Here is a 26,257-nt window from a genome sequence, read left to right on the forward strand (position 1 = left end):
ATAGCGACGAGCCTTCCATGAAGGCCTTCGGCTAGCGACGACAACTGGAAACCAAACTGTAGGTCAGGTCAGGTGGGGTTTCATGCCGCGAGAGTGACGGCGGGCTTCATCATGGTCTCGTACTCGATGGGGGTCAACCGCCCGAGACGGGCTTGCCGGCGGCGCCGGTGGTAGGTCCGCTCGGTCCAGGTGACGATGGCGATTCGCAGTTCTTCCCGGGTCGCCCAGGACCGCCGATCGAGGACGTTCTTCTGCAGCAGGGCGAAGAAGCTCTCCATCGCGGCGTTGTCGCCAGCCGCACCGACCCGGCCCATCGAACCGACCAAGCCGTGCCGGTTCAAGGCGTGGACGAACTTCCGCGACCGAAATTGGGCGAGTTCAACCGGTCGACGCAACACCGGGTTGTTGTAGTGAGCGTAGCTGCTCCTCGAAAGCCTCGGCCGGGGTCCGCCAGTGGAGGATCTTGCGGGGGCGGTTGTTGATCGCGAGGGCGACGGCTTCGAGGTCCTCGGCGGACCACCTGGATAGATCGGTGCCCTTCGGGAAGTACTGACGCAGCAGGCCATTCGTGTTCTCGTTCGTCGGTCGCTGCCATGGCGAGTGGGGGGCGGCGAAGAACACCTTGGTCCCGGTGTCGAGGGTGAGCTGCGCATGTCCCGACAGTTCCTTCCCACGGTCCCAGGTGAGCGTCCGACGCAGCTGCTCCGGCAGTCGGGTGATCGAGGCGGCCAACGCGGCGTTCATCGCGACGGCGCCGTAGCCGCCCAGCGACGGACCGTTCTTCACTGGTGGTTTCTCACCCCAGCCCTCGAGTCGAGGCAGATGGACCAGGAGGGTGGAGCGGCTGCTGCGCTCAACGAGCGTGCCGATCGCGGACCGGCCGGTTCCGATGATCAGGTCCCCTTCCCAGTGACCTGGGACGGCGCGATCCTCGGCTTTGGCGGGGCGTTGGCTGAGGACGACATCGGCGGTGACATGCCCCTGCGGTTTGTTGCGTGATCGGGCTCGTGGTGTCCGCAGCGCCCGGCCGGTGCGCAGACACGTGACCAGCTCTCGCTTGAGCGCGCCACGCCCCTCGATGAACAGCGACTGATAGATCGCCTCGTGGCTGATGCGCATGGCCTCATCATCGGGGAAATCAACCCGGAGCCGGTGGGAGATCTGTTCCGGACTCCACGTCGTTGACCATCTTCTGTCCTGCCGGTGCAGCTCGTTCAGTCCTTTCCACGCCGGCGTCTCGGGGCCGGTGACGATCGTGCCATCGGGTCGGCGGACGCTCCCGTCCAACCGTTCGTGCACGTACTGACGCCACTTGTCGTTGTTCACGAGCTTCGCGGTCTTCGGGCGCTTCGCGGCCTGCTGCGCTTTCCACTGCGTTACCAGGGCTCGGTAGGCCTGCCTGCCGCTTCTGGTCGCCGCGTTGCGGCGCAGCTCGCGAGAGACGGTCCCGGGGTCGCGCCCGATCCGGCGGGCGATCTCGCGCACGCCGAGTTCCTGGGCACGCAGCAGGGCAATCTCCTCCCTCTCGGCGAACGACACGTATCGACCCGAGGGCTCGTCCAGGCTGATCGGCGGCATGCCGCCAGCGTGACGGAACCAGCGGGCCCCGACCGGCCAGGACACACCAATGGACTCCGCGGCCTCGGCCGTCGTCACCCCCGACGCGATGAGCCACCAGAACTCCCGCTGCAGAGCCCGCGAGGGCTCAGGCCGGCCCGGGGAACGCATCGGCGGCCGCAACGCTCGATCCGCTGCCCATTGCCGCCGCGCACCCGCCGGCGCCTTCGGCAGCTGTTTCCTTCCGAGCCCCATCGCAAACCTCCGTGATCGAGGTGTTGCGACCACCGATTGAATCCGCCCTGAATGCCGAGGTCCGAGTGCTCCCCGGCGGTTGCCGATCGGGGTGCCCGCCAGGACCACCTGCCCGGCATCGGCGGCGCCGCCGGCGGGATCGGCGGGAGCGCCGGTGGGGGCCTCGGCAGGAGCGTCGTCGTGGGGTTCCGTGTGCACGGGTCCACTCTACGGCGCGCTCCGCGGGGCCCCCGCGGGTCCGCGGGCGCTGGGACGCGTCCCCTACGATGACACCGTGAGTTCTTCGGTGCGCGCCCCAGTCCTGGTCCCGGGGCCTCGGCCGGCGGCGCCGGTGAGCACCCTGCGCCGGTCCCTGGCCCCCACCGCCCTGCAGGAGCGGCTGCTGCCGGCCCCCGCGGGGGTGGCCCGGCTCGCGTGGCTGGCGCCGCTGCTGGTGGTCCTGCTCGGCGGGTTGCTGCGCTTCCACCGGCTCTCCCACCCGGACGCGATCGTCTTCGACGAGACCTACTACGTGAAGGACTCCTACTCGCTGCTGCTGCACGGCTACGAGCGGCAGTGGCAGGAGGGCGCGGACGAGCTGTTCGTGGCGGGCACCCCGCCGGAGGCCCTGAGCACCCCCTCCTACGTGGTGCACCCGCCGGCCGGGAAGTGGCTCATCGCGTTCGGCATGTGGCTGTTCGGCGCCGGGGACCCCCTGGGGTGGCGCTTCTCCGCGGCGCTGATCGGGACGCTGTCCATCGCGCTGGTGTGCGCCGCCGGGTGGCTACTCTTCCGCTCGGTCACGGTGGCCACGCTGGCGGGGCTGTTCACCGCGGTGGACGGCCTGCACCTGGTGCAGTCCCGGCTGGCGATGCTGGACGTCTTCCTCATGTTCTTCGTCCTGCTCGCGTTCGTCCTGCTCCTGCTGGACCGGGAGCACGGGCGCCGCCGCCTGGTCACCCGGCTCGACGTGCCCCCGGGCCGCGACGTCCCCGACGCGGAGCTGCTGCGCCGCCTGGGGTGGGGGCCGTGGCTGGGCGTGCGCTGGTGGCGGATCGCGGCAGGCGCGGCCTGCGGGCTCGCGGTCGGCGTGAAGTGGAGCGCCCTCTTCCTGGTGGCCGGGCTGGGCCTGCTCTCGGTGCTGTGGGACCTCAACGCCCGCCGGGTGGCCGGCGTGCGGCACTGGCTGCTCGCCGGGGTGCTCAAGGACGGCGTGCCCGCGTTCTTCGCGGTCGTCGGGACGGGCCTGGTGGTCTACGTGTCCACCTGGGCGGGCTGGTTCGCCTCGTCGGACGCCTACGACCGCACCTGGGCGCAGCTGCACCCGGGCGAGGGCCCCCAGTGGCTGCCCGCGTCCCTGCGCTCGCTGTGGGCCTACCACTCCTCGGCCTACGGCTTCCACAGCGGCCTGGGCACCGAGCACTCCTACGAGGCGATGCCGTGGCTGTGGCTGACCCTGGGCCGGCCCACCTCCTACTTCTACGAGGTCCCCGAGCAGGGCACGGCCGGGTGCGCGGTGGAGCACTGCTCGCAGGCGATCCTCAACATCGGCAACCCGCTCCTGTGGTGGACGGCGATCGCCGCCGTGCTCGTGGCGGCGTGGCTGTGGGCCGTGCGGCGGGACTGGCGGTTCGGAGCGCTGACCGGCGTGTTCGCGGCCGGGTACCTGCCCTGGTTCCTGTACCCCGAGCGCACCATGTACTACTTCTACGCGCTGGCCGTGCAGCCGGCCCTGGTGCTCATGCTCGCCGGCATGCTCGGCCTGGTCCTGGGCCGGCCCGGGGACACCGTGCGGCGCCGCCGCGCGGGTCTCGCGGTGGTCGGCGTGTTCACGGCCGCGGTGCTCCTGCTGAGCGCGCACTTCGTGCCCGTCTGGTACGCGGAGACCGTCGAGTACGCCCAGTGGCGGGATCGGATGTGGTTCGCGGCCTGGATCTGAGCCCGCAACGCCCGCTCAGCGGCCGGCCAGCCGCCGCTTGAGCTCCTGCCGCCGGCGCACCCGGTCCAGGGCCCGGTGCCGGCGGAAGGCGGTGGGCCAGGTGGCGGCCATGACCGCGAGCGCCCCCAGGAGGGCGAGGCCGGCCACCGCGATCGCGGCGTCCATCCAGAACTGGGTGGGGTACAGCCGGATGAGAGTGTCCGAGGCCCGGAAGGTCCAGGACCCGTCCACGAAGAAGAGGGAGTGGAACAGCGTGAAGAACTGCTGCCAGCCGAGCACCGCGGCGACCGCCAGCGCGACCAGCAGCGCCACGGTCAGCCACGAGCCGAAGAACAGGGCGCCGGAGGCGGCGCCCGGGGCCTTCGCCCGCAGGTACAGGCACGCGACGATGCCGAGCAGTGCCAGGACTGCGACCACGGCGAGCGCGCTCTGCAGCACGACCTTCACGTCGGTCATGTGCGCCACCTCGGAGCTCAGGAACAGCTGGGCGCCGTCCGTGCCCTGCAGCCCGGCGAGGAACCCGGACGGGGCCCAGTTCATGACGTAGTCCAGTCCGTAGGAGCCGAAGACCATCCGCTCCTCGGTGGAGAAGCCGTAGGAGTCCGCCGGGAAGCTCGGGCGGTGGTACTCCGCCCACAGGAAAAGGGGCGTGGCCACCACGCGCACGGCCGCGGCCAGCAGCGCGAGCGGGAGCACGAGCACCAGGAAGACCTGCTGCAGCCGAGGCAGCCGCGGCTCGTCCGCCAGCGCGTCCCGGCGCAGCGCGGCCCGGCGGCGCGCCTCAGCGTCCGGGTCGTCGTCCCCCGCGGCCTCGTCGGCCCCGACGGCGCGGGAGCCCCGGCCCGTGCGACCGGGCGCACGGCGCTGCCCGGCGCCGCTGAGCTCCCAGGGCTCGCCGGGGCGTTCGTCGTCGTGCTGGTCGTGCTGGTCGTCGTTCTCGGGGTCGTGCACGCTCTGCGCGGGGACGACGGCGGGGAGCAGGCCCGTCCACACGGGCTCCTCGCGCTGCTGGTCGTCCGCGGGCGGGTCGGCCTGCTGCCAGGGGGCCTTGTCGTTGCTGGGGGTGGCCACGGGCGGTCCTTCGGTCGGAGGGGGTCGAGGGGTCCGGGGCGGGCGGGTCCGCTCCGGCCGGTCCCGATCCTACCCACCGCGGGTGCGCCCTCTCCCCACCGGCCCACCCGCCGGTATCCCCGCCGGCGCACTCTCACGCGTCCTCCCCCACCGGCCTCGTGCTCCGGTCTCCTGCCCCGGACTCCGCCGCCAGGGGCCCAGCGGCGGACGCTGCCCGACGGTAGCTCGGCCGCGGGGGTCCAGCGACGAGCGCTCGGCGGCGGGGGCGCCGCGACAGGGGTCCAGCGGCGGGGGCGCGACGACGGGCCCTCAGCGCCGGGGCTCACCAGTCGCCCTTCCACTCCTCGTCCGCGTAGTGCTCGAGCGGGATGTTCCAGTCGCCGTACCCGTCGTCGGGGTCGGCCTGGGGGTAGCCGGTGCCCACGACCTCCACGACGTCCCCGGGGCGGAACACGTCGTGGATGAACTTCGCGCCCTCGGGCGGCATGCCCACGCACCCGTGGGAGACGTTCTCGACCCCCAGGACGGGCATCGCGGAGGGCAGCGCCTGGTGCACGAACTCCCCGCTGGCGGTCAGCCGGGACACGTTGGAGGCCCAGAACGTGTCGTACCAGTGCGGGTCCCCCGGCCGCAGGTCCAGGGAGCCGGCCCGGAACAGGTACTCCGGGGCCTGCTCCATGATGACCTTCTGCCCGGTGGTCGAGGGCCAGTCGGGATTGCCCAGGGTCACGGGGAACGTCGCCGCGATCTCGCCGTCCACCCAGGCGGTCAGCGTCTTGGTCTTGTTGTCCACCCGGGCGTAGTGCTCGGCACCGGTCGAGAAGCTCCGGCGCAGGTCGTGGTTGCCCACCATGCCGTGGCCCACGTCGAGACCGTGCAGGTCGAGGGAGACCGTGATCTCCGAGCGCGGCGCCCACTTCTCGGCCGGGCGGTAGCGGACCGTCGTGTCCGAGTACCAGCGGAAGGCGCCCGCCCGGTCCCCGCCGCCGTCCACGGTCACGGCCTCCTCGACCTGCTCCTTGTTCGCGACGGGCTCGGAGAACGTGAACTCCAGGACCTGCCCGGTGCCGTAGACCCCGCCCTCGACGACGTTGAGGCGCGCGTCGACCTCGTGAGCCGCGACGACGGTCGTGAAGGCGCTGGTGCCCGTGGTCGGCCCGGCCCCGGACGCGGCGCTCCAGTGCACAACGTACGGGGTGTCAAAGGCAAGGACCGCTGTGCTGGTCCAGGTGCTCCCGTCGGCGGAGAGCTCTCCGGGCACCGGTTCGCCGCCCGGGGCGGGAACCAGCACGACGTCGGTCAGCTCGCCCCCGTCGGCCCGCACCACGACCGGCTCCACGGGGTTGTGCTCGACGGCGGCGTCCGCGGGGGCCACCGTGACCTCGGCCGGCGCGGCCGTGACCGCCCGGCTCGGGGCCGGCGTGACCGGGGTGGTGGCGATCCGGGCGGTGGCGGCCGATGCGGTGGCGGTCGGCACTGCCGCGGGGGCCCCGGTGGCCTGCGCGCAGCCGGTGGCGAGCAGCACCGTCACGGCACCCAGCGCGAGCAGGCGCGAGGGGGCCGGCAGCCCTCGGAGGCCAGGGGGAAGGGGATCCGGGTGGGAGGACAGGGGCATGGGGAAGGGCACCTCGGGCGTCAGGGGGGCGGGGGAACGCTGGAGAACTGCTTCCACGATAGGTCCCCGGGCCGCACTCGGCCCCACCCGCTGCCCTCCGGTCACGAATGTTAACGCCTTCGTGTCCCCCGGCGGCGTGCCCGGAGCCTCAGCGTCCGGGGGTCAGGCAGGGAATGCCGCGGGTGATCGGGTAGACCGGGTGCACGCCGTCCCGGAACGGCCGATCGCTCATCAGCCGGTCGGCGTCCACGCGGATCAGCGTGCCGCCCGTCAGGGGGCACCGCAGGATCGCGAGGAGCCCCGGCTCCAGAGTCACTGCCACCGGGGGTTCCGGCTCGGCCGCCGGCAGCGCCCAGGGGGCCGGGCGGCGGGCGGCCGGTGCCTCGTGGCGCCGTGCGGGCCTGTTCTCGCGGCGGGGCGCGGTGTGGAACGCGTGCGTCGGCTGCGTCGTTGCAGGGACAGTCATGGGGGGACTCCTGGTGCTCCGGGGGGAAGAGCCTTCCGCACCGGACAGGTGCGGTCTGCGGCCCATCCTAGGGGCGGAGCACTGGCGTGGTCCGGAACCGGCCGGGGACGCGCGGGTCAGGCCCCGGGCTGGGCGGAGTGCCCGCGCGCGGCGGGTCGGCGCAGGTGCGCCCGGCGCAGGGATCCGGGCATCGCGACGTCGTGCCACGGCACCTCGGGGCCCGGCTCCGGGGTCGGCCGCGGGGCGCTCACCGCGGCGGGCTTCCGGGAGACCTCGGCGGCGGGCGTCCGGAGGTCCTCCGGGGCGGGCGTCGGCGCCGCCGCCGGGCCGCTCTGTGCGGCACTCTCGGCACCCGTCCGCCGGCCGGACCCGGAACTCGCGCGAAGGCTCTCGGGCCGCAACGGGCGCGGGAGGGAAGGCCCCGGTGAGGACGGTCGCGGCAGGGAGACGTCGCGCAGCACCGTCCGCGGGCGGTCGCGGACGGGTGCCGAGGGCTCGTTCTCCCGGACCGCCTCCGCCACGGCTCCGATGTCCTCGCGCCGGGCCCGCGCCTCCGGCAGCTCCAGCCGGACGACGCGCCAGCCGCGGGGCACCGTGAGCCGGTCGGCGTGCACGGCGCACAGGTCGTAGGCGTGGGGCTCGGCGTGCCCGGCGAGCGGGCCGACCACCGCGGTCGAGTCCGAGTACACGTAGGTGAGGGTCATGACCGCGTCGCGCGTGCAGGTCTGGCGGGAGCAGAGGCGGGTGGCGCCGGCGATGGAGCTCATGGCCCGAAGCTACCTCAGCGGGCGAGGCGGCGCAGGCGGCGGCGCTCACGCTCGGAGAGCCCGCCCCAGATGCCGAACTTCTCGTCCTTGCTCATCGCGTAGTCCAGGCACTCGGCCTGCACGGGGCAGGCCTCGCACACGCGCTTGGCGTCCCGCGTGGACCCGCCCTTCTCGGGGAAAAAGGCCTCCGGATCGGTCTGGGCGCACAGCGCGTCGGTCTGCCACGCGAGCTCGCCCTCGCCCTCGTCCACCGCGTACAGCCCGGCCACGGCGCTCCAGTCGGAGTCCTCGACGGCGGGCGCCTCCAGCAGGTCGAGGGCGGATGCCGCTCCGGCGCCGGAGAGGTTCTGGACGGCTTCGTGGGCCCGCAGGTAGGCGGTGGCCTGGTCCTCCATGCTCCCGGCGGCCCGGCGGACGTGCCGTTCGGCGGCGCGCGGGTCGACGGGGTCCACGAACCAGTCGTCGGGCACCGATCGCATGCTCCGTCGACGGGCATCGAGGGGGCTGGATTCCACGACCTGCTGTCGTGCGGCCTCTCCCATGACTTTCCTTCCATCCGACTTGATCGCTCGGGCCCGGCACAGTACGGGGGGGGGTGCCGACCCTTTGCATCCCGGAGAACGTATCCTTGCTGATCGTCTGCCGGACTTCCCAATTACACGTGTGTAACTAGCACGGCGTCAACCCGTCCTGGGAGGCCGCCCATGCCACGATATCCGGGAAGAATGTCTTTGGGAGTAGACGTTTTTCCACGTCACGAGCCGATTTTCGACAGGACGCCGCAGAGCGCGAAGAATGCGGTGCTACGCATATGCCACGCCGCCGCCGCGGGCGCGGCAGCCCCGAGGAGGAACCATGGACATCCCGATCCCCCGCTCCGTCCCCCGCTTGGTGGACAAACTGCGGAGCAGCAGCCGTCCCGGCCTGATCTGGTACGGCCAGGACGGCGAGCGCGTGGAGCTCTCCGGGCGGGTTCTCGACAACTGGGTGGCCAAGACCGCGAACCTGTGGGTGAACGAGCTGGACCTCGAGTCGGGCGACGTCGTGGCCGTCGGCGACGAGGTGCACTGGCGCAGTCTCGCCGTCGTCCTGGGCACCTGGACCATGGGCGCCGCGGTTCGGGCGGTCGATCCGCTCGAGGGCGCGGCGGAGTCCGGGGACCGGGCCGTGGTGGGGCTCGTCGACGCGCACGGGGCGACGCCGCCGTTGCTGGACCGGGTGCCTGCCGGCGCGCGGGCGGTGGTCCTGGACCGGCCGGCGCTCTCGCTCGGCTACCGCGGCGAGCTGCCCGTCGGGGAAGTCCTCGACTACTGCGCCGAGGTCCGCTCCCACGCGGACGTCTACGACGGCGCCGAGGAGCCGGCGCCGGACGGTGCCGCGCTCCGGGCCGCGGGCACCGAGGGATTCCTCCCCCACGACCGGCTGATGCCGGCCGCGGGCGAGCTCGCCTCCGGGCGGGAGCGCGCGTGGGGCGCGGCGTCGGCGGTGCACGTGCCGGGGCGGCGGATGGACGAGGTGCTCCTGCTGCGGGTGCTGGCCGTGCTGGCCGGGGGCCGGGCCGCGGTCGTCACCGACCGCCCGGCGGACGACCCCTGGCGGACCGTGCTGGCGGCCGAGAACGCCGCCTCCTTCTGAGCGGGGCGGTTCAGCGCCCTTCCACCGGCTCCGTGGTCTCGTGGGCGTCCGGGCCGGGGCGCACCGCGTGCTCCTGGAGCGCGTGCTCAGCGCCCGCCGCCAGCGGTGGGTCCGTGATCAGGGCGATTTCGAGCGCCGCTGTGTCCGCGAAGTCGGGGTCATCGTCGAGCTCTTGGGTGAACACCCAGAAGCGGTAGGCGAAGTACCGGAAGATCGTGCCGAGGATGGTCCCGATGATCGTGCCCGATACGAAGGACGCGTAGGCACTGGTGAGTCCGAGCACGTAGTAACTGAAACCGAGGCAGCCGAGCTCGATGGCCATGCCGATGCCGTTGGCCACGAGGAACTGGAACAGCTCTCGGCGCTTGTTCGACTGGCGCTTGTCCCGGAAGGTCCACAGCCTGTTGGCGACCCACGCGAAGACGATGGCCACGGTCGTCGCCACGAACTTGGCCTTGAGGTGGCCGTCCTCGAACACCGTGTGCATCAGAATCCAGGTGAGTGACGCGTTGATCACGAACGCGAGGGCGCCGACAACGCCGAACTTCATGAGTTCCTTGACGAACAGGTGCCACAGGGCATCGAAACGGTCGACGAGACGGTTCACGCGGCTTCAGGTCTCCCAGGTGGTGAGGCGGTGGGCGCCGGCCGGCGCGGCGGTCGACACGCAGGAGAGCACCCGCGGCGGACCTCGGCAAATGCTACCCCGCCCCTTCTCCGCGGCACTAGAAAGTTACAGCACAAGCCCCTGGCGGTTCCTGGGCAGGTGCCGGGACGGGAGGGACCCGTGGGGACGGGGAGATGGTGCGTTGGTGACCCGCAGGGAGGGCTCCACGGACCGGGATATCCTGGTCGGGTGAATTCTTCTGTGACCGCCCCTGTCGTCGGCGTCGTCGGAGGCGGGCAGCTCGCCCGCATGATGGCGCCCTCCGCCACTGCCCTCGGGATCGAGCTGCGCGTGCTCGCCGAGGGCCCCGACGTCTCGGCGGTCGCCGCCGTGCCCACCGCCCCCGTGGGCGACTACACCGACCTCGACGTGCTGCGCCGGTTCGCCCAGGGCGTCGACGTCCTGACGTTCGACCACGAGCACGTGCCCACCGAGCACCTGCAGACCCTGCTCGCCGAGGGCGTGGACGTCCGCCCGGGCCCGGACGCGCTGGTGCACGCTCAGGACAAGCTGCGGATGCGCGCCGCCGTGGAGCGCCTGGGGCTGCCGAACCCGCAGTGGGAGGCGGTCGCCGACGTCGAGGAGCTGATCGCCTTCGGCGAGCGCACGGGCTGGCCCGTGGTGCTCAAGACGCCGCGCGGCGGCTACGACGGCAAGGGCGTCATGGTGCTCGGCACCGCCCAGGCGGCCCGCGGCACCGAACCGGCGCAGTGGTTCGCCCGCACGGACGGCCCCCTGCTGGCCGAGGAGAAGGTCGGGTTCTCCCGGGAGCTCTCCGCACTCGTGGCCCGCACCCCCTCCGGCGAGGTGCGGGCGTGGCCGGTGGTGGAGTCGATCCAGGTGGACGGCGTCTGCGACGAGGTGCTCGCGCCCGCCCCGCAGCTGCTGCCCGAGGTCGGGGCCGCGGCCGCGGACGCCGCTCGGACGCTGGCCACGGAACTCGGCGTGACCGGGGTGATGGCCGTGGAGCTCTTCGAGACCCCGGGCCGCGGCCCCGGCTTCCTGGTCAACGAGCTGGCCATGCGCCCGCACAACTCCGGGCACTGGACCATGGACGGGTCCGTGACGAGCCAGTTCGAGCAGCACCTCCGCGCCGTGCTGGACCTCCCGCTCGGGGACACCGGGCTGATCGGCGGGTCCGCGGTGATGAAGAACTACCTGGGCGGGGCGAACCAGGACCTCTTCGGCGCCTACCGGGCGGCGATGGGCGCCGAGCCCCGTGCCAAGATCCACAACTACGGCAAGGCCGTGCGGCCCGGGCGCAAGATCGGCCACGTCAATCTCACGGGCGCCGCGGACGAGATCCCGGAGCTGCGCCGGCGGGCCTCGCGCGTGGCGGCCGTGCTGCGCGACGGGCAGTCCTGACCCGCGTGCCTCCCACGGCCCGTCCAGCCGGGACGGTTAGCGTAGTCCCAGACCGGACCGCGATGGCGGCCCCCACCCGCCGAGCAGCCCAGGAGCACCAGTGAACGAGAAGCAGCAGCCCGTCGTGGGCGTCGTGATGGGCTCGGACTCCGACTGGCCCGTGATGGAGGCCGCCGCCACCGCGCTCGAGGAGTTCGGCATCCCGTACGAGGCCGACGTCGTCTCCGCCCACCGGATGCCCACCGAGATGATCGAGTACGGTCAGCGGGCCCACGACCGCGGGCTGCGGGTGATCATCGCCGGGGCCGGTGGTGCCGCCCACCTGCCGGGGATGCTCGCCTCGGTGACGCCCCTGCCCGTGATCGGCGTCCCCGTCCCCCTGAAGACCCTCGACGGCATGGACTCGCTGCTGTCGATCGTGCAGATGCCCGCCGGCGTGCCGGTGGCCACCGTGTCCATCGGCGGGGCCCGCAACGCCGGGCTGCTGGCCGCCCGGATCCTCGCCGCCGGCGTGGACCCGCAGGCCCAGGCCCTGCGCGGGCAGCTCCTGGGCTTCGCCGCCGAGCTCCGGCAGACCGCCCACGACAAGGGCGCCGCCCTGCGCACCCGCCTCGACGGCTGACCCGGTCGCCCGCTCCCCTCCTGCCCTTCCCCCCACCCGACCTTCCCCGCCGGAGCTGCCCGTGAACGGCCACACCCCCCGCGCTGAGCACGACCCCCGCCCGCCACACGACCCGTCCGCCGCGGACTTCCGCTCCCGGGACCTCCCGCCCGACGCCGTGACGGCCGTGCGGGGCGTCGACGACGACGCGGCGAGCCCGCCCCGGCTCACGGACCCGCTGCGCCACCCCCAGCACGCCGGGGACGCCACCCGTGCCCGGCGTGCCTGGACGCTGCTGCTGTCCACGCTCGTGGTCCCCGGCAGCGCGCAGCTCGTCGCGGGCCGGCGAGCCACGGGGCGCACCGCCCTCAAGGCCGACGTGGTCGTCTGGGCCGCGGCCGCCCTGGCGCTCGTCTGCCTGGTGCTGTGGCGGACCCCCCTGATCTGGTTCCTGACGAACTCGTTCACCTCCCTGCTGGTCATCGCCGGGCTGCTGGCCCTGGCCCTCGGGTGGGCATTCCTCTTCTTCGACACGTTCCGGCTCATCCGGCCCGGTCTGCTCGTGCAGCGGACCCGGCGGGCGGTGGCCGCGGCCACCGTGGCGCTCATGATCGTCACCTCGGGCGGGCTGGCCTACTCCGCCTACCTGCTGTCCGTGACGCGCGGCGCGGTCTCGGACGTGTTCGGGGGCGGTCTGCCCTTCCGGCCCTCGGAGGGGCGCTACAACATCCTGCTCATGGGCACCGACTCCGGTGAGGACCGCTCGGGCCGCCGCCCCGACTCGATGACAGTGCTCAGCGTGGACGCCGACTCCGGGCGGACCGTGACCGTCTCCCTGCCCCGCAACCTGCAGAATGCGCCGTTCCCCGAGGACTCGCCGCTGGCGGACGTCTACCCCGAGGGCTACGACTGCGGCGACGAGTGCATCCTCAACTCCCTCTACACCGACGTCACGAACAACCACGCCGGGCTCTACCCCGACGCCGCGGACCCCGGCGCCGAGGCCATGAAGGACGCCGCGTCGGGGATCCTCGGCATCGAGGTCCAGGCCTACGCCGTCGTCGAGATGAACGGGTTCGAGCAGCTCGTGGACGCCCTCGGCGGGATCACCATCGACGTCGGCGGACGCGTGCCGATCGGCGGCGGCACCGACCTGACGACGGGCCTGCCGAACGAGATCTTCGGGTACATCGAGCCGGGCGTCCAGCACCTGGACGGCTACCACGCCCTCTGGTATGCCCGGTCCCGCGAGGGGGCCACGGACTACGACCGCCAGGCGCGCCAGCGCTGCGTGCAGGCCGCAATGCTCGAGCAGCTCAACCCCATCAACGTGCTGACCCGGTTCGAGGACCTCGCGGACTCGGGCACGCAGGTCGTCGAGACGGACATCCCGCAGAGCCAGATCGGCTCGTTCGTGGACGTGGCGCTGAAGGCGAAGGAGCACGAGCTGGTGCAGTACGCCGCCGGCCCGCCGTACTACGACCCGTCCTTCCCCACCTACCCGGACTTCGACCTGCTCCACGAGGACCTCGACCGGGTGCTCGAGGAGGCCACGGACCGCGGCGCGCGGGACGCGGGGGCCCTGCCGGGCGGCACGCCGGTGGGCTCCGGGGTCGCGATGACCGCCCCGCTCGCAGCGGCGAAGCCCCTCGTGAGGGCGCAGGAACTCACCCCCAACGGCACCTGCTCGGTGCCCTGACCGGACCGGGCCCCGGGTCGCCGGCGGCGCCCGGACGCCCCGGTACAGTGGGGGCGTGGCGAACATACTGCAGTCGAACGCATGGGCCGGATTCCAGCGGAACCTGGGGCACACGGTGTTCCAGGCCTCCGGGGACGGATGGCGCTACCTCGCGATCCTCGAGGGCGGCCGGACCGGTCGATACCTCTACTGCCCGTACGGTCCCGAGGCGCGGACGCCGCAGGCCTTCGAGGCCGCGCTCGACGACCTCGCCCGCACGGCCCGGGCCGAGCGGTGCTGGTTCGTGCGCGTGGAGCCCGTCGACGCCGCGGTGACCGACGGGCTCGAGACGCCCGAGGCGTCGCTGCGCCGCCGCGGACTGCGCCCTGCGCCCCGTCAGGTGCAGCCCGGGCACACCCAGGTCATCGACCTCACCCAGGACGAGGACGCGATCCTCCGGGACATGAGGTCCACCAACCGCAACCTGCACCGCAACATCGCCAAGAAGGGCGTGACCTTCACGACCTCGTCCGACCCCGCGGACGTCGACGTGCTGCTGGGCTTCCTCAAGGCCACGGCCGAGCGCAAGGACTTCGCCCGCCAGCAGGACGCCTACCTGCGCGAGGCCGCCCGCAGCCTCATGCCCGCGGGCGCGGCGGCCCTCTACGTGGCCCGGCTGGACGGGGAGCCCATCGGCGCCTCCCTCGTCTACGACTCCGACGACACCCGCACCTACGCCCACGCCGCGATGGACTTCGAGCACCGCAGGCTCTCGGCCGGGATCCCGCTGGTCGTGCGGATGGTCCTCGACGCCAAGCAGAAGGGCCTGAGCCGGTTCGACCTCTTCGGCACCGCGCCCGAGGACGCCGGCCCGGACCACGCGTGGCACGGCTTCACGAAGTTCAAGAAGTCCTTCGGCGGCCGCCCGGAGTCCTACCCCGGGACCTGGGACCTGCCGCTGAGCCGTGGGAAGTACGCCGCGTACACCGGAGTGCGCGCCGCCCGGGAGGCCGCCGTCTCGGCCCGCAAGAGCCTCCCGGGCCTGCCCGACCGGCTCCGGCAGACCGTCGCGGGGCTGCGCCGCCGGGAGGCCTGAGCGCTCCTCCCGGCCGGCGGGCCCGAGCCCGGGAGGCCGGGACCGAACGGCACGGACCGAAGGCGCACGGGCCGGGACCGGGCCGACAGGGACCGGCCGCGGCCCGGTCTCAGCGTCCCGCCGCGTCCCGGAAAGCGGAGATGCTCTCCCCGATCACGCGGCGGGTGAGGTCCCTGGCCCGCCGGGCACGCCCCCTCGCCGGACGCCCGGGGCCGTCGTCGTCCTCGGGCACGTCGTCCGGCTCCCCGCGGTCGGGCGACCACGCCGGGGCCGGCTCGCCCAGGCCCAGCTCCGCGGCGACCGCCGTCCCCGAGGCCTCGGCCGCGGCGTCGGCGACGTCCTCCGAGAACTCCCCGGCCGGGCCCCGCCCCAGGGACTTCTCCCACAGGCCCAGCACCGGCCGCTGCGCCGCGGCCAGCTCACGGACCACCAGCGGCACCTCCGTCTCGTCCGGGTCGCCGCCGTCGAGGCGCTGCACGCGTCGCTTCTGCAGCTCCACGATCCCGGTCAGCAGCAGGGCGTCGTCCACTCCCAGGTTCCGTCCCCGGCGGGTGAAGCCGAGCCGGTAGATCATCGCCAGGCCGCGCGTGTGCACGAACCACAGGTAGCCCAGGGCCGTCTCGCGGCCGTCCTCGGCGGCCTCGGTGGCCACGAGCAGCAGCGAGTCCTCGCCCAGGTCCTCCAGCAGCTGGGTGATGAGGTGGGTCCGCAGCCCGATGTTCGCGAGGACCCGGCTGCCCGCCGTGACCTCGCGCACCGTCACGCCCGGGGTGCGCAGGGCCGTGCGGCACCGGTCCAGGGTGGCCTCCGAGAGCATCCGTGAGAGGTCCCGCTCGGTCTCCCCCAGCACCACCTCCAGCCGCTGCGGCTCGTCCGGCCCGGCGCCCGCGGCGGGGCGGGCGAATCCGGCGGCCTCCATGGCCTCCGCGGCGCCGGGGACGCGCAGCGTGTCGGCCTGGAAGCGCAGCAGGACGGCCGAGTGCTCCTCCCGCGCCCAGTCCGCGAGCGCGGCGGCGACCACAGGCAGGTCCTCGGGCCGGTGGACGTGGCAGTGCACGGTCCCGGCGACCACGCGCTCGGCCTCGGGCCGCAGGTAGAGCTGCGCGTAGCCCACGGTGCGCTGCTCGGCGTCGTGGACCATGACCCGGTCGACCCGCAGGCCCGGGCCCTCGGCGGAGACCTGCGCCTCGCCGATGCCCCACAGCTGCTGCGGGTGCCCGCCGGTCACCCGGACGGTGGCGTCCCAGGTCTTGCGGTTGGGACAGGGGCTGACCGTGGTGCTCACGTGGGGATCCTCCTCGTCACCCGGGCGCTCCGCCCCGGCTGGGGGACCGCGGTCGGCGCCCGCAGTTCGGCCTCCAGTCTAGAGCCGGGAGGGGTCCCGGGAGGCGCCGGACACGGCCGGCCCGGGCACAGCAGGACCCCCGCACCGGTGGACGGGGCGGGGGTCCTGTGCCGCGGCTGCGAGGGCCGCGGGCGTGCGGGATCAGCGGCGGGCGTACTTCTCCCACTTGGAGGCGAGGTGCTCCGCCTCGACCATCCGCACGGTCCCGGAGCGGGAGCGCATCACGATGGACTGCGTGGTGATCTGGGGACCGCGGTAGCGCACGCCGCGCAGCAGGTCGCCGTCGGTGATGCCCGTCGCGGAGAAGAAGCAGTTGTCCGAGGTGACGAGGTCGTCGGTGCTCATCACTGCCTCGAGGTCCAGGCCGGCGTCGAGCGCCTTCTGCTTCTCGTCGTCGTCGGTGGGTGCCAGCCGGCCCTGGATGATCCCGCCGGTGGCCTTGACGGCGCACGCGGTGACGATGCCCTCCGGGGTGCCGCCGATGCCCATCATGACGTCCACGCCGGTGCCCTCGCGGCACGCCGCGATCGCTCCGGCCACGTCCCCGTCGAGGATCATCCGGGTGCGGGCGCCGGTCCCGCGGATCTCGTCGACGAGCTTCTGGTGGCGCGGGCGGTCCAGCACACACACGGTGAGCTGGTTGATGTTGATGCCCTTGGCCCTGGCCACGAGGTGCAGGTTCTGTTTGACGGGCAGGCGCAGGTCCACGAAGTCCGCGGCCTCCGGGCCCACCACGAGCTTGTCCATGTAGAACACGGCGGAGGGGTCGAACATCGACCCGCCGTCGGCCACCGCGATGACGGCCAGGGCGTTGTTCATGCCCAGCGCGGTGAGGCGGGTGCCGTCGATGGGGTCCACCGCGACGTCGGAGGCCGGCCCGGAGCCGTCACCCACCTGCTCGCCGTTGAACAGCATCGGGGCCTCGTCCTTCTCGCCCTCGCCGATGACCACGGTGCCGTTGAAGTGCACGGTGGAGAGCAGGGCCCGCATGGCGTCGACCGCGGCGCCGTCGGCGGCGAGCTTGTCACCGGCGCCGACCCACTGGCCGCCGGCGATCGCCGCTGCCTCGGTCGTCCGCACCAGCTCCATCGCCAGGTTCCGGTCGGCCACGTTGTTGGAGCGCGCCTGGATCGTTCCGGGGGATTCTTCGGCCACGTTGTTCCTCACCTTCGAGTTCACGTTCTGCGGGACCCCCGGGCCGGGCTCGGCCGCGGGCGCAGTCCACGTCCCGCCCAGCATATCGCCCGCTCCCCCGCCGACCGCGACCTGCGCCACATTGCGGCCGGGCGGGTCCGCCCCGACCCGCACCCGGCCGGGGCGGAGGGAGCGGGCGCTACGGACAGGGGACGGCGGACAGGGCACAATGGACGGGTGAGCTCCTCCACCCCCGACCGTCCCGCTGAGCACCCCGCGGACCCCGGCACCGCCTCCGGCCCCGACGCCCCCGGGCAGCCACTCCCGCAGATCACGGAGAAGCAGGCCCGGCGGCTCAACGCTCCCGTGCAGGGCATGATCATCTCCATGGCCGTCCTCCTTCTGCTGGTCCTGCCGTTCGTGTGGCTCCAGCCCCGCCCGGACGCCCAGCCGTACCGTCCCGACGTCGACGTCGCCCAGGAGGCGGCCTACGTCGCGGACGAGGCGCCCTTCACCCCGGTCGTGCCCGAGCCGGGCGAGGACTGGACCGCCAACTACGCCCGGTGGAACGGCGGTGCCGCGGAGGGGGTGCCCTTCTGGGAGATCGGCTGGGCCACCCCGCAGGGGAGCTTCATCGGCCTGGTCCAGACGTCCATGGCCAATCCCACGTGGCTGGCCCAGCAGACCGAGGCCGTTCCCGCCTCCACGGTGGTCGAGGCCGGGGACGTGCCGTGGGACGTCCACATCCGGGAGGAGTCCCGGAACCAGGACCCCCTGACCGTGTACACCGGAGAGATCAACGGCTCCACCGTGGTGCTCAAGGGCGACGCGCCCGGCGCCGAGCTGGACCGGCTGGCCACCGCCGTCGCCGAGTACCTCACCGACGCCCCTGCCCCGCGAACCACGGAGACCCCATGACCCCGGACAGCCGCCCCGAAGACACCTCGCCCCGCACCCCGACCGCCGCGTGGCAGCGGTTGCGCGAGGGCAACGCCCGCTTCGTGGCGGGCGAGTCCATGCACCCCAACCAGGACGCCTCCCGGCGGCAGTCCGTGGCGGGCGGGCAGCACCCGTTCGCCGTGATCTTCGGCTGCTCGGACTCGCGGCTGGCCGCCGAGATCATCTTCGACCTCGGCCTGGGCGACGCGTTCGTGGTGCGCACCGCCGGTCAGGTCATCGACGACGCCGTGCTCGGCTCGATCGAGTACTCCGTCGCCAACCTCGGCACGCCCCTGATCATGGTGCTCGGCCACGACTCGTGCGGTGCCGTGTCCGCCGCGCACGACGTCGCCGGGTCCGGGCGGATGCCCCGCGGCTTCCAGCGGGACCTCATCGAGCGGATCATGCCGTCCGTGCTCGAGACCCAGCGCCGCGGCCACGAGGACGTCAACTCGGCGGTCGTGGAGCACACCAAGCAGACGGCCTCGCGCCTCATGGAGCAGTCCCGGGTGATCGCGGACGCGGTCTCCAACGGCGACGTCGCCGTGGTCGGCGTCTTCTACCACCTCGAGGACGGCGAGGCGGAGCTCGTCCACGGGCACGGCACCTGGCTGCCGGGCCGCTGAACCGGGCGCCCGGGCCGGCGGCCGTGAGCGCGGGACGCCGTGCCGGGCGTCACCGGGGGCTGTCCTAGACTGGCGCCATGGCAAACACCACGGCAGAGACCACCGAGTACCGCATCGAGCACGACACCATGGGCGAGGTCCGCGTTCCCGCGAGCGCCCTGTACCGTGCTCAGACCCAGCGGGCGGTCGAGAACTTCCCCATCTCGGGCAAGCCACTCGAGCCCCAGCACATCGTCGCGCTGGCACAGATCAAGAAGGCCGCCGCCAGGGCGAACGCGGAGCTGGGGGTGCTCGACGACGAGCGCGCCCAGGCCATCGCGGACGCCGCGGACAAGGTCACCACGGGGCAGTACGACGAGCACTTCCCGATCGACGTCTTCCAGACCGGTTCCGGGACGTCCTCCAACATGAACACCAACGAGGTGCTGGCGACCCTCGCCAACCAGGCGCTGGAGGGCAGGGACGTCGAGGTCCACCCCAACGACCACGTCAACGCCTCCCAGTCCTCCAACGACGTCTTCCCGACCTCCGTGCACGTCGCCGTCACGGGCGCGCTGGTCAACGATCTGGTCCCGGCCATGACCCAGCTGGCCGAGTCCCTCGAGAAGAAGGCCGCGGAGTTCCAGGACGTCGTGAAGTCCGGGCGCACGCACCTCATGGACGCCACCCCGGTGACCCTCGGCCAGGAGTTCGGCGGCTACGCCGCGCAGGTCCGCTACGGCATCGAGCGGGTCCGGTCCTCCCTGCCCCGCGTGGCCGAGGTCCCGCTGGGCGGCACCGCCGTGGGCACCGGCATCAACACCCCCGCCGGCTTCTCCGCCCGCGTCATCGAGCTGCTCGCGGAGGAGACCGGGCTGCCGATCACCGAGGCCCGCAACCACTTCGAGGCCCAGGCCAACCGGGACGGCCTCGTCGAGGCCTCCGGCCAGCTGCGCAACATCGCCTACAGCTACATGAAGATCAACAACGACCTGCGCTGGATGGGCTCCGGCCCCAACACCGGCCTCGGCGAGATCCTCATCCCCGACCTCCAGCCCGGCTCCTCGATCATGCCGGGCAAGGTGAACCCGGTGATCTGCGAGTCCACCATCCAGGTCTGCGCGCAGGTGATCGGCAACGACACCACGGTCTCGCTGTCCTCCACCAACGGCGCGTTCGAGCTCAACGTGGGCATCCCGGTCATGGCCTCGGCCCTGCTGGAGTCCGTCCGGCTGCTCGCGAACTCCTCGCGTGTGATGGCCGAGAAGATGATCGACGGGCTCGAGGCGAACGTGGAGCGCTGCCGCTTCCTCGCCGAGGCGTCCCCGTCCATCGTGACCCCGCTGAACAAGGCCATCGGCTACGAGGCCGCCGCGAAGATCGCCAAGCACGCCGTGGCGAACAAGATGACGGTGCGCGAGGCGACGATCGCCCTGGGCTACGTGGAGGACGGCCGGCTCACCGAGGAGCAGCTGGACCGGGCGCTGGACGTCACCACCATGACGGGCCCCAACTCCTGACCCGTCGCTCGCCCACGAGGAGGGGTCGCGCCCGCCCGGAAGGAAGTTCCGGTGCGGACGCGACCCCTCGCGTCGTGCGGCGGCGGCTCGCGCCTCCCGACCCGGGCCGGCGGCCCGCGCCGGTCAGGAGGTGACGGCCGGCCCGGACTCGTCGGACTTGGAGAGCTCCTTGATGAACTCGTGGCACTGCTGCGCGCGCGCGGAGTCCTCGGACATCACCTTCTCGAAGAAGTCGGCGATGTCGTCGCGGCCGGCGTTGCGGGCGTCCCGCACGTACTGGCCGTAGTCGTGACCTGCTTTGAGCGCGTGGTACTGCACGGACACCAGGTCGTAGGTGACGTCGTCGAAACCGGTCTCACCTGTCGCCATGTCGTTCCTCCTTGCTCGTTCGTGCTCGTCGGATGGACGACTCCGAGTCTAGGAGCGGGTGTCGCCAGTCACAAGTAAGCACGCTGTGTTTCTGGGGGCGGTGCCGCCGGACGGGCCTCGGCCGCGAAGCGGAGGCCGCGATGCCCGCGGGTCACCGCGGCCGTGCCCGCGGGGTGGCGCCGGACTCGTCACCCCTTCCGGATCCGGGCCGTGAGACCGCCCAGGACGCAGAGTCCGGCCGCGAGCACCGCCAGGACCGCCGGGCCCGCGACGTCCTGGGCCAGTCCGAAGCCGACCGAGCCCAGCGCCTGCCCGGTGGCCAGGGCGACGAAGAGCACGGACGTGCCCGCCCCGGCGCCGCCGGGCCAGACCTGACGCGCCCACAGGATCAGCACCCCGGACAGACCCATGTAGCCGGCGCCGAAGAGGGCCATGCTCCCGTAGGCTGGCCACGCGCTGCCGGCCGCCACGGACACCGCCACTCCGGCGGCGGCCACGGCCAGGGCACCGGCACACCAGCACCACGCCCCGCGCGCCCCCGTGCGCCGGACCAGCGTGCCGGTGAGGGTGCCGAGCACTCCCCCCAGACCGAGGGCGATCCACAGCCACCCGGCCCGCGCCGGGGCCACGGCCCCGGAACCGGTGATCAGCAGCGGCCCGAACGTCCAGGTCAGGGCCGACCCGGCACCGGCGACCACCGCCGCCGCACCGGGGAGGACGAGGAGCCGCCACGGGCGCCGGGCCGGGGCGGAGGGCGGGCCCGCGGTGGGGCGATGGGCCACGGCCAGATCGGTGCGCGCCCGGACCGGGTACCACGCCGCCACCGTGGCCACCGCGCACACCAGCGCCATGAACACCCAGGCCGGACCCACCGCTGCGGCCGTCGAGGCCACCGTCCCCGCCCCGATCACGCCCACGGCCGTTCCGGCGTTCACCACGGACTGCGCCGTCGCCGAGGCGTGCGGAGCAACGACCGCGTCGACGACCGGCACCAGGGCAGGAGAGGCGAAGCCCCCGCCCAGGCCGCCGATGAACACCGCGGCCACGAACACCGCCGGGGTCGACGCGACCGCCACCCCCAGGCACCCCAGGGTCGCGGTGGCCCCGGCGAGCAGCAGCCCGGCACGGGGGCGCCGGTCGACCCACCGGGCGGCCGCCACGGCGGCCAGCGAGTACGCGGTGAACTGCGCGGCCCCCGCCCAGCCGAGGACCCCCGCGAGGTCGGGGCGCTGGGCGCTCAGGGCCGGAGCGAAGAGACCCACGCCGAACCGCGCCATGCCGTAGGTGGCAGCGATCAGCAGCATCCCTGCCGCCGCAGCACCGAGACCGGTTGCGGCCCGAGGGTCCGCGGTGGTTCCCGTCATGACAGCCTCCGTAAGCATAACGATCGTTTCACCAGAACGAACGTTACACTACGGGCATGGCCAATCCCCAGCACACCCGGGAGCGCATCCTGGACGCCGCCGAGATGCTCTTCTTCACCGAGGGCATCGCCACGACGGGCGTCGACCGGGTCGCCGCATCGGCCGGAGTGGCGATCGTGACGCTCTACAAGCACTTCGGCTCCAAGGACAACCTCCTGCGCGAGGTGCTCTCCCGCCGGCTCGACTCCTGGACCCGGCACTGGGACGAGGCCGTCGCCGGCGCCGGCGCCGCGGAAGAACGCCTGCTGGCGGTCTTCGACGCCATCGAGTCCTTCCGCGCGTCGTCCGGACCGACCCAGTGGTGCTGCTTCCTGGCCACCGCCTCCGAGCGCCCCGCCCCCGAGGACGGGCGGACGGACCCGGTGTTCGATCTGATCCGGCAGGACACCGAGCTGGTCACCGACCGGCTGGCACAGCTCGCCCGGGAGGCCGGCTGCCGGGATCCGGCCGCCACGGCCTCGGTGCTGCTGCTGCTCTACAACGGGGTGCTCAGCAGCCTCCTGCGGGGCGCGCCGTCCGATCCCGTGGCGCTCGCCCGCAGCACGGCACGGTCGATCATCGGCCCAGCTGCCGGACGGATCCCCGCCGCCCGGTCCTGACAGCCCGCCCCCGACAGCCGGGTTCCGGAGCCCAGGTCGGACGGAGCGCGCCGTCGTTCTCCCCGTCGGCCGGCGAGGACCGTGCTCAGACCACGAAGCGGGGCGGGCCGCTGTGCGCCCGCGCGGTCCGTAGCCGATCGAGCTGGTGGGACGGCATGGGCGGGAGCCCGTCCGGGGAGTACCAGCCGACCTCGAGCGACTCGTCGTCGTTGACCCGGGCCTCACCGGAGAGCCAGCGGCAGCGGAACGTGTGGTCCAGGAACTGGCACCGGTCCCCGTTCGGGTACTGCACGGGCTCCCCCGCCTTGACGGCCACGAGTTCCTCCACGACGGCGACGACGCCGGTCTCCTCCAGGCACTCGCGGACCGCCGTGACCGCCGGCTCCTCGCCGGGCTCCACGATCCCGCTCACCAGCCCCCAGTTGCCGTTGTCGCGGCGGCGGGCCAGCAGGACCCTGCCGTCCTCACGCAGCACCACGGCGGTGACGGCAGGCAGCCAGAGGAGATCGTGGCCGATCTTCTCCCGCAGGGACAGGACGAACTCGGGGGTGGGCATGCGGGCTCCTCGTGCGGGGTCTCGGGGCGTGGGGTCCGGCCCATTCTGGCAGGCCGGCGCAGGTCAGAGCAGCAGGAGGACGCCGAGGGCCCCGGTGATCATGGCGGGGCCGAACGCCACCCGGGAGCGGGCGTCGACCCGGCCCAGCGCCACGAGCACCGCCCCGGCCAGACCGCCGAGCACGAACCCGGCCGCCGCCCCCAGCACGGCGTGCCAGACGGAGGCGAAGCCCAGGCACAGGCCGAGCACACCGGAGAGCCGGACGTCGCCCATGCCCATCCCGGCCGGGTGGAGCACGCGGAGCAGGACGTAGAGCCCGCCCACGAGCACCAGGCCCCACAGCATCCACAGCAGCCGGACGGGCTCGCCGGCCACGACCGCCGCCGCGCCCAGCAGCACCCCGCACACGGGGTAGAGCGGGCGCACCACGCGGCCGGGCAGGCGGTGCTCCCGCACGTCGGTGCGCCACAGCCACGCGCACGCGGCCACGAGCACGGCGGTGCCGAGCACCGCGAGCGCCCCGGCGGCCCAACCGGCGGGGTCGCCGCGGGCGAACTGCTCGGTCAGGAAGGTGCCCACACCGGGCATCGTAGCCCCGGTCCCCGCCGGGGCGAGGTGCCTGTGGACGCAGGGGGCCGTCCCTAGACTGGGGCCATGCACCGCTCCGCCGTCCCCGCGCCCACCGACCAGGACGAGTTCTGCGCGCTGAGCCGCTCCTCCCCGTGGCGCTGGGACACCGTGCGCTTCGTGCTGTCCTGGCTGGCTCCGGCGGACGCCGCGCCCCGCCGGCCCGTCAGGGCCTGGGTCCGTCGCCCGGACGGGCTGCGCGTCGAGACCCTGGACGGAACTGCGCTCTACACGGCCACCGCGCGGGAGCAGTCCCGCGACGACTTCTACGTCGCCTCGACCTCCGCCTCGTGGCTGCTCGCACCGCAGCTCGTGGCCCCGGTGTTCACGGACTCGGGACTCGTCGAGCGACGGCCCGAGGCGGCCTACGGGGACCCCGTCTTCGGCGGCGGTCGCTGGCAGGCCATCCTGGACCCGGTCGAGCTGGCCGGGGACGCCCCGGTGCCGCCCTATCTGCCGGAGCGGCGGCCCTGCACGGTCGAGGACGTCGGCACCGGCACCCACCACGGGCGGCGCGTGCGCGGCGCCGTGGTCGTCCCCGGCCACGCCTACACCGCGACGACGCCGGGACACCCCCTCGCCCCGGCCCGCACCCGCGTGCTGCTCGACGAGCGGACGGCGATCTGCGTCCGCTCCGAGGTGCTCGAGGGGCCGCTGGCCGGCACGGGCCACGACCTGCAGGTCGAGGCCGTGGACGAGTACTTCATCGACGACCTCTTCCGCTCGGTGCGCCTGGACCTCACGGACGTCAGCCAGCACCTGCCCTGGCCGGTCGGCCCCTGAGGCCCCTGAGGCCGCTCGAACCCCCAGGCCGCTGGAACACCTGAGGTCTCCAAGGCTCCAGAGCCCTCGGCACGTCCGGGGCACCACTGGCCACGGATGGCGGGGACGCCCGGGACGCGGCCCCGGGAGAGCCGTGGCTCAGCCGTCCAGGTCGCCCAGCACCTCCGTGACCAGGGCGGCGATCGGCGAGCGCTCCGAGCGGGTCAGCGTGACGTGGCCGAAGAGCGGGTGGCCCTTGAGCGCCTCGACCACGGCGGTCACCCCGTCGTGGCGACCGACCCGGAGGTTGTCGCGCTGGGCGACGTCGTGGGTCATGACCACCTTGGAGTTCTGCCCGATGCGGGACAGCACGGTGAGCAGCACGTTCTTCTCGAGGGACTGCGCCTCGTCGACGATCACGAAGGCGTCGTGCAGGGACCGGCCGCGGATGTGCGTCAGCGGCAGCACCTCGAGCATGCCCCGGTCGAGCACCTCCTCGACGACCTCCTGCGAGACCAGGGCCCCGAGGGTGTCGAACACCGCCTGGCCCCAGGGGTTCATCTTCTCCTCCTCCGAGCCGGGCAGGTAGCCGAGCTCCTGGCCCCCCACCGCGTAGAGGGGCCGGAAGACCATGACCTTGCGGTGCTCCCGGCGCTCCATCACCGTCTCCAGGCCGGCGCACAGGGCCAGGGCGGACTTGCCGGTTCCGGCGCGCCCGCCCAGCGACACGATGCCCACCTCGGGGTCCAGCAGGAGGTCGATCGCGAGCCGCTGCTCGGCGGAGCGGCCGTGCACGCCGAAGACGTCCCGGTCGCCGCGCACCACCCGGGCGGAGCCGTCGGCGCGGACCCGGGCCAGGGCGCTGCCGCGCACGGAGTGCAGCGTCAGGCCCGTGTTCGCCGGCAGCCCCTCGGCGCCCGGGACCACGACGGCCTCGCCGCCGTAGAGCCGGTCCACCACGTCGTCGGGCACGTCGAGGGCCGCGGTCCCGGACCACTCGACGTCGGAGCCGACCCACTCGGCCCGGTACTCCTCGGCCTCCAGGCCCAGGGCGGAGGCCTTGACCCGCATCGGCAGGTCCTTGGAGACGATGCACACGTCCTTGCCGTCGTTGGCGAGGCTCAGCGCCACGGCCAGGATCAGGGAGTCGTTGTCCTTGAGCCGGAAGCTCACGGGCAGGACGGTGTCCGAGACGTGATTCAGCTCCACGACCAGGCTCCCGCCCTGGTCCCCGAGGGGCACGGGCCGGTTGAGCCCGCCGTGCTCCACGCGCAGGTCGTCCAGCAGCCGCAGGGCCTGCCGGGCGAAGTAGCCCAGCTCCGGGTCGTGCCGCTTGCCCTCCAGCTCGGTGATGACGATGACGGGCAGCACCACCTGGTGCTCCGCGAAGCGCAGGATCGCCCGGGGGTCGGACAGCAGCACCGAGGTGTCGATCACGTAGGAGCGCACCCCGGCCCCCAGGGGGGCGGAGATGTCGACGATGCGCTCCTGCTTCTTGGAGATGCTCATGGCAGCCCTTCCTCCTCGGTACGGCGGGCGGCGTCCGCGCCGTCCACCTGAGGACAACGTATGCGGACCGGCCCCGCCACGCGAGCAGAAACGGTGAACGGCGCGGAAATTGGACGCGACCACCAGGGGCGGCGCCCGGCACGGCGTCCAGGACGGCATCCGGGACGACAACGGGCT

General features: G+C 73.3%; 25 protein-coding genes and 1 pseudogene. 11 read left to right on the plus strand and 15 right to left on the minus strand.

Annotated elements, in window-relative coordinates; genetic code table 11:
- Nucleotides 1-80: 80 nt before the first annotated feature.
- Nucleotides 81-374 (minus strand): annotated as a pseudogene (locus ACFYE1_RS04165) (IS3 family transposase); the annotation flags it as partial.
- 4 nt (nucleotides 375-378) lie between these two features.
- Complete coding sequence (locus tag ACFYE1_RS04170; RefSeq protein ID WP_449274634.1) at nucleotides 379-1,728, minus strand: IS30 family transposase; 1,350 nt, start codon at nucleotides 1,726-1,728, stop codon at nucleotides 379-381.
- Nucleotides 1,729-2,143: 415 nt separating this feature from the next.
- On the opposite strand from ACFYE1_RS04170, the gene ACFYE1_RS04175 reads away from it, so the two are divergent.
- The gene (locus ACFYE1_RS04175; RefSeq protein WP_387740265.1) at nucleotides 2,144-3,730 is read left to right on the plus strand and encodes a dolichyl-phosphate-mannose--protein mannosyltransferase; all 1,587 of its coding nucleotides are present in this window, start codon (nucleotides 2,144-2,146) and stop codon (nucleotides 3,728-3,730) included.
- Nucleotides 3,731-3,745: 15 nt separating this feature from the next.
- Here ACFYE1_RS04175 and ACFYE1_RS04180 read toward each other — a convergent pair whose 3' ends face one another.
- The 5 genes from ACFYE1_RS04180 to ACFYE1_RS04200 all read right to left on the minus strand — a co-directional run bounded on the left by ACFYE1_RS04180 (nucleotide 3,746) and on the right by ACFYE1_RS04200 (nucleotide 8,191).
- Nucleotides 3,746-4,801 carry a TIGR01906 family membrane protein gene (locus ACFYE1_RS04180; RefSeq protein ID WP_387740267.1) on the minus strand — a complete coding sequence of 352 codons (1,056 nt, stop codon included), beginning with the start codon at nucleotides 4,799-4,801 and terminating at the stop codon, nucleotides 3,746-3,748.
- Nucleotides 4,802-5,123: 322 nt separating this feature from the next.
- Nucleotides 5,124-6,473, minus strand: a complete 1,350-nt coding sequence (locus tag ACFYE1_RS04185; protein ID WP_387740270.1) for a L,D-transpeptidase — start codon at nucleotides 6,471-6,473, stop codon at nucleotides 5,124-5,126.
- 91 nt (nucleotides 6,474-6,564) lie between these two features.
- Nucleotides 6,565-6,882, minus strand: a complete 318-nt coding sequence (locus ACFYE1_RS04190; RefSeq protein WP_387740272.1) for a hypothetical protein — start codon at nucleotides 6,880-6,882, stop codon at nucleotides 6,565-6,567.
- Between the two features lie 116 nt (nucleotides 6,883-6,998).
- Nucleotides 6,999-7,649, minus strand: coding sequence for a DUF3499 family protein (locus ACFYE1_RS04195; protein ID WP_387740274.1), 651 nt, complete (start codon nucleotides 7,647-7,649; stop codon nucleotides 6,999-7,001).
- 14 nt (nucleotides 7,650-7,663) lie between these two features.
- Nucleotides 7,664-8,191, minus strand: coding sequence for a WhiB family transcriptional regulator (locus ACFYE1_RS04200; RefSeq protein WP_387740276.1), 528 nt, complete (start codon nucleotides 8,189-8,191; stop codon nucleotides 7,664-7,666).
- A gap of 313 nt (nucleotides 8,192-8,504) precedes the next feature.
- Between ACFYE1_RS04200 and ACFYE1_RS04205 the strand changes: the two genes are divergently transcribed.
- Nucleotides 8,505-9,284 (plus strand): TIGR03089 family protein, encoded by a 780-nt coding sequence (locus tag ACFYE1_RS04205; RefSeq protein ID WP_387740278.1) that lies wholly within the window; start codon nucleotides 8,505-8,507, stop codon nucleotides 9,282-9,284.
- 10 nt (nucleotides 9,285-9,294) lie between these two features.
- On the opposite strand, the gene ACFYE1_RS04210 is transcribed toward ACFYE1_RS04205, so the two are convergent.
- Nucleotides 9,295-9,891 carry a GtrA family protein gene (locus ACFYE1_RS04210; protein WP_387740280.1) on the minus strand — a complete coding sequence of 199 codons (597 nt, stop codon included), beginning with the start codon at nucleotides 9,889-9,891 and terminating at the stop codon, nucleotides 9,295-9,297.
- Between the two features lie 261 nt (nucleotides 9,892-10,152).
- Here ACFYE1_RS04210 and ACFYE1_RS04215 point away from each other — a divergent pair, with 261 nt between their 5' ends.
- The 4 genes from ACFYE1_RS04215 (at nucleotide 10,153) to ACFYE1_RS04230 (ending at nucleotide 14,691) form a co-directional block, all read left to right on the plus strand.
- Complete coding sequence (locus ACFYE1_RS04215) at nucleotides 10,153-11,316, plus strand: 5-(carboxyamino)imidazole ribonucleotide synthase (protein WP_387740282.1); 1,164 nt, start codon at nucleotides 10,153-10,155, stop codon at nucleotides 11,314-11,316.
- Between the two features lie 136 nt (nucleotides 11,317-11,452).
- Nucleotides 11,453-11,938, plus strand: coding sequence for a 5-(carboxyamino)imidazole ribonucleotide mutase (gene purE, locus ACFYE1_RS04220; protein WP_387740647.1), 486 nt, complete (start codon nucleotides 11,453-11,455; stop codon nucleotides 11,936-11,938).
- A gap of 61 nt (nucleotides 11,939-11,999) precedes the next feature.
- Complete coding sequence (locus ACFYE1_RS04225) at nucleotides 12,000-13,616, plus strand: LCP family protein (protein ID WP_387740284.1); 1,617 nt, start codon at nucleotides 12,000-12,002, stop codon at nucleotides 13,614-13,616.
- A gap of 55 nt (nucleotides 13,617-13,671) precedes the next feature.
- Complete coding sequence (locus ACFYE1_RS04230; protein WP_387740286.1) at nucleotides 13,672-14,691, plus strand: lipid II:glycine glycyltransferase FemX; 1,020 nt, start codon at nucleotides 13,672-13,674, stop codon at nucleotides 14,689-14,691.
- A 109-nt stretch (nucleotides 14,692-14,800) separates the two neighbouring features.
- Here the strand turns inward: ACFYE1_RS04230 and ACFYE1_RS04235 are convergent, their stop codons facing one another.
- Nucleotides 14,801-15,976: a hypothetical protein gene (locus ACFYE1_RS04235; RefSeq protein ID WP_387740288.1), complete on the minus strand. Its 1,176-nt coding sequence runs from the start codon at nucleotides 15,974-15,976 to the stop codon at nucleotides 14,801-14,803.
- A 201-nt stretch (nucleotides 15,977-16,177) separates the two neighbouring features.
- Nucleotides 16,178-17,125, minus strand: coding sequence for a class II fructose-bisphosphatase (glpX, locus tag ACFYE1_RS04240; protein ID WP_387740649.1), 948 nt, complete (start codon nucleotides 17,123-17,125; stop codon nucleotides 16,178-16,180).
- Nucleotides 17,126-17,407: 282 nt separating this feature from the next.
- On the opposite strand from glpX, the gene ACFYE1_RS04245 reads away from it, so the two are divergent.
- From ACFYE1_RS04245 to ACFYE1_RS04255, 3 genes are all read left to right on the plus strand, one after another.
- Complete coding sequence (locus ACFYE1_RS04245) at nucleotides 17,408-18,088, plus strand: DUF4245 domain-containing protein (RefSeq protein WP_387740290.1); 681 nt, start codon at nucleotides 17,408-17,410, stop codon at nucleotides 18,086-18,088.
- Nucleotides 18,085-18,735, plus strand: a complete 651-nt coding sequence (locus ACFYE1_RS04250) for a carbonic anhydrase (protein ID WP_387740291.1) — start codon at nucleotides 18,085-18,087, stop codon at nucleotides 18,733-18,735. The genes ACFYE1_RS04245 and ACFYE1_RS04250 overlap by 4 nt, the downstream gene beginning before the upstream one ends.
- Nucleotides 18,736-18,812: 77 nt before the next feature.
- Nucleotides 18,813-20,234, plus strand: coding sequence for a class II fumarate hydratase (locus ACFYE1_RS04255; RefSeq protein ID WP_387740292.1), 1,422 nt, complete (start codon nucleotides 18,813-18,815; stop codon nucleotides 20,232-20,234).
- 123 nt (nucleotides 20,235-20,357) lie between these two features.
- Here ACFYE1_RS04255 and ACFYE1_RS04260 read toward each other — a convergent pair whose 3' ends face one another.
- Both ACFYE1_RS04260 and ACFYE1_RS04265 read right to left on the minus strand, forming a co-directional pair.
- The gene (locus tag ACFYE1_RS04260) at nucleotides 20,358-20,603 is read right to left on the minus strand and encodes an acyl carrier protein (RefSeq protein ID WP_387740293.1); all 246 of its coding nucleotides are present in this window, start codon (nucleotides 20,601-20,603) and stop codon (nucleotides 20,358-20,360) included.
- A 188-nt stretch (nucleotides 20,604-20,791) separates the two neighbouring features.
- The gene (locus ACFYE1_RS04265) at nucleotides 20,792-21,967 is read right to left on the minus strand and encodes an MFS transporter (protein WP_387740295.1); all 1,176 of its coding nucleotides are present in this window, start codon (nucleotides 21,965-21,967) and stop codon (nucleotides 20,792-20,794) included.
- Nucleotides 21,968-22,023: 56 nt separating this feature from the next.
- Here ACFYE1_RS04265 and ACFYE1_RS04270 point away from each other — a divergent pair, with 56 nt between their 5' ends.
- Nucleotides 22,024-22,626 (plus strand): TetR/AcrR family transcriptional regulator, encoded by a 603-nt coding sequence (locus ACFYE1_RS04270; RefSeq protein WP_387740297.1) that lies wholly within the window; start codon nucleotides 22,024-22,026, stop codon nucleotides 22,624-22,626.
- 85 nt (nucleotides 22,627-22,711) lie between these two features.
- Here the strand turns inward: ACFYE1_RS04270 and ACFYE1_RS04275 are convergent, their stop codons facing one another.
- Entirely contained in the window at nucleotides 22,712-23,182 is a 471-nt protein-coding gene (locus ACFYE1_RS04275; protein WP_387740300.1) for an NUDIX hydrolase, read from the minus strand.
- Nucleotides 23,183-23,245: 63 nt separating this feature from the next.
- Nucleotides 23,246-23,770, minus strand: a complete 525-nt coding sequence (locus ACFYE1_RS04280) for a prepilin peptidase (protein ID WP_387740302.1) — start codon at nucleotides 23,768-23,770, stop codon at nucleotides 23,246-23,248.
- A gap of 66 nt (nucleotides 23,771-23,836) precedes the next feature.
- On the opposite strand from ACFYE1_RS04280, the gene ACFYE1_RS04285 reads away from it, so the two are divergent.
- Nucleotides 23,837-24,592 (plus strand): hypothetical protein, encoded by a 756-nt coding sequence (locus ACFYE1_RS04285; RefSeq protein WP_387740303.1) that lies wholly within the window; start codon nucleotides 23,837-23,839, stop codon nucleotides 24,590-24,592.
- 138 nt (nucleotides 24,593-24,730) lie between these two features.
- On the opposite strand, the gene ACFYE1_RS04290 is transcribed toward ACFYE1_RS04285, so the two are convergent.
- Nucleotides 24,731-26,080, minus strand: coding sequence for a PhoH family protein (locus ACFYE1_RS04290; protein ID WP_387740305.1), 1,350 nt, complete (start codon nucleotides 26,078-26,080; stop codon nucleotides 24,731-24,733).
- Between the last annotated feature and the right edge of the window lie 177 nt (nucleotides 26,081-26,257).

The organism is Kocuria nitroreducens, assembly GCF_042879195.1.
GTDB lineage: Bacteria > Actinomycetota > Actinomycetes > Actinomycetales > Micrococcaceae > Kocuria > Kocuria nitroreducens.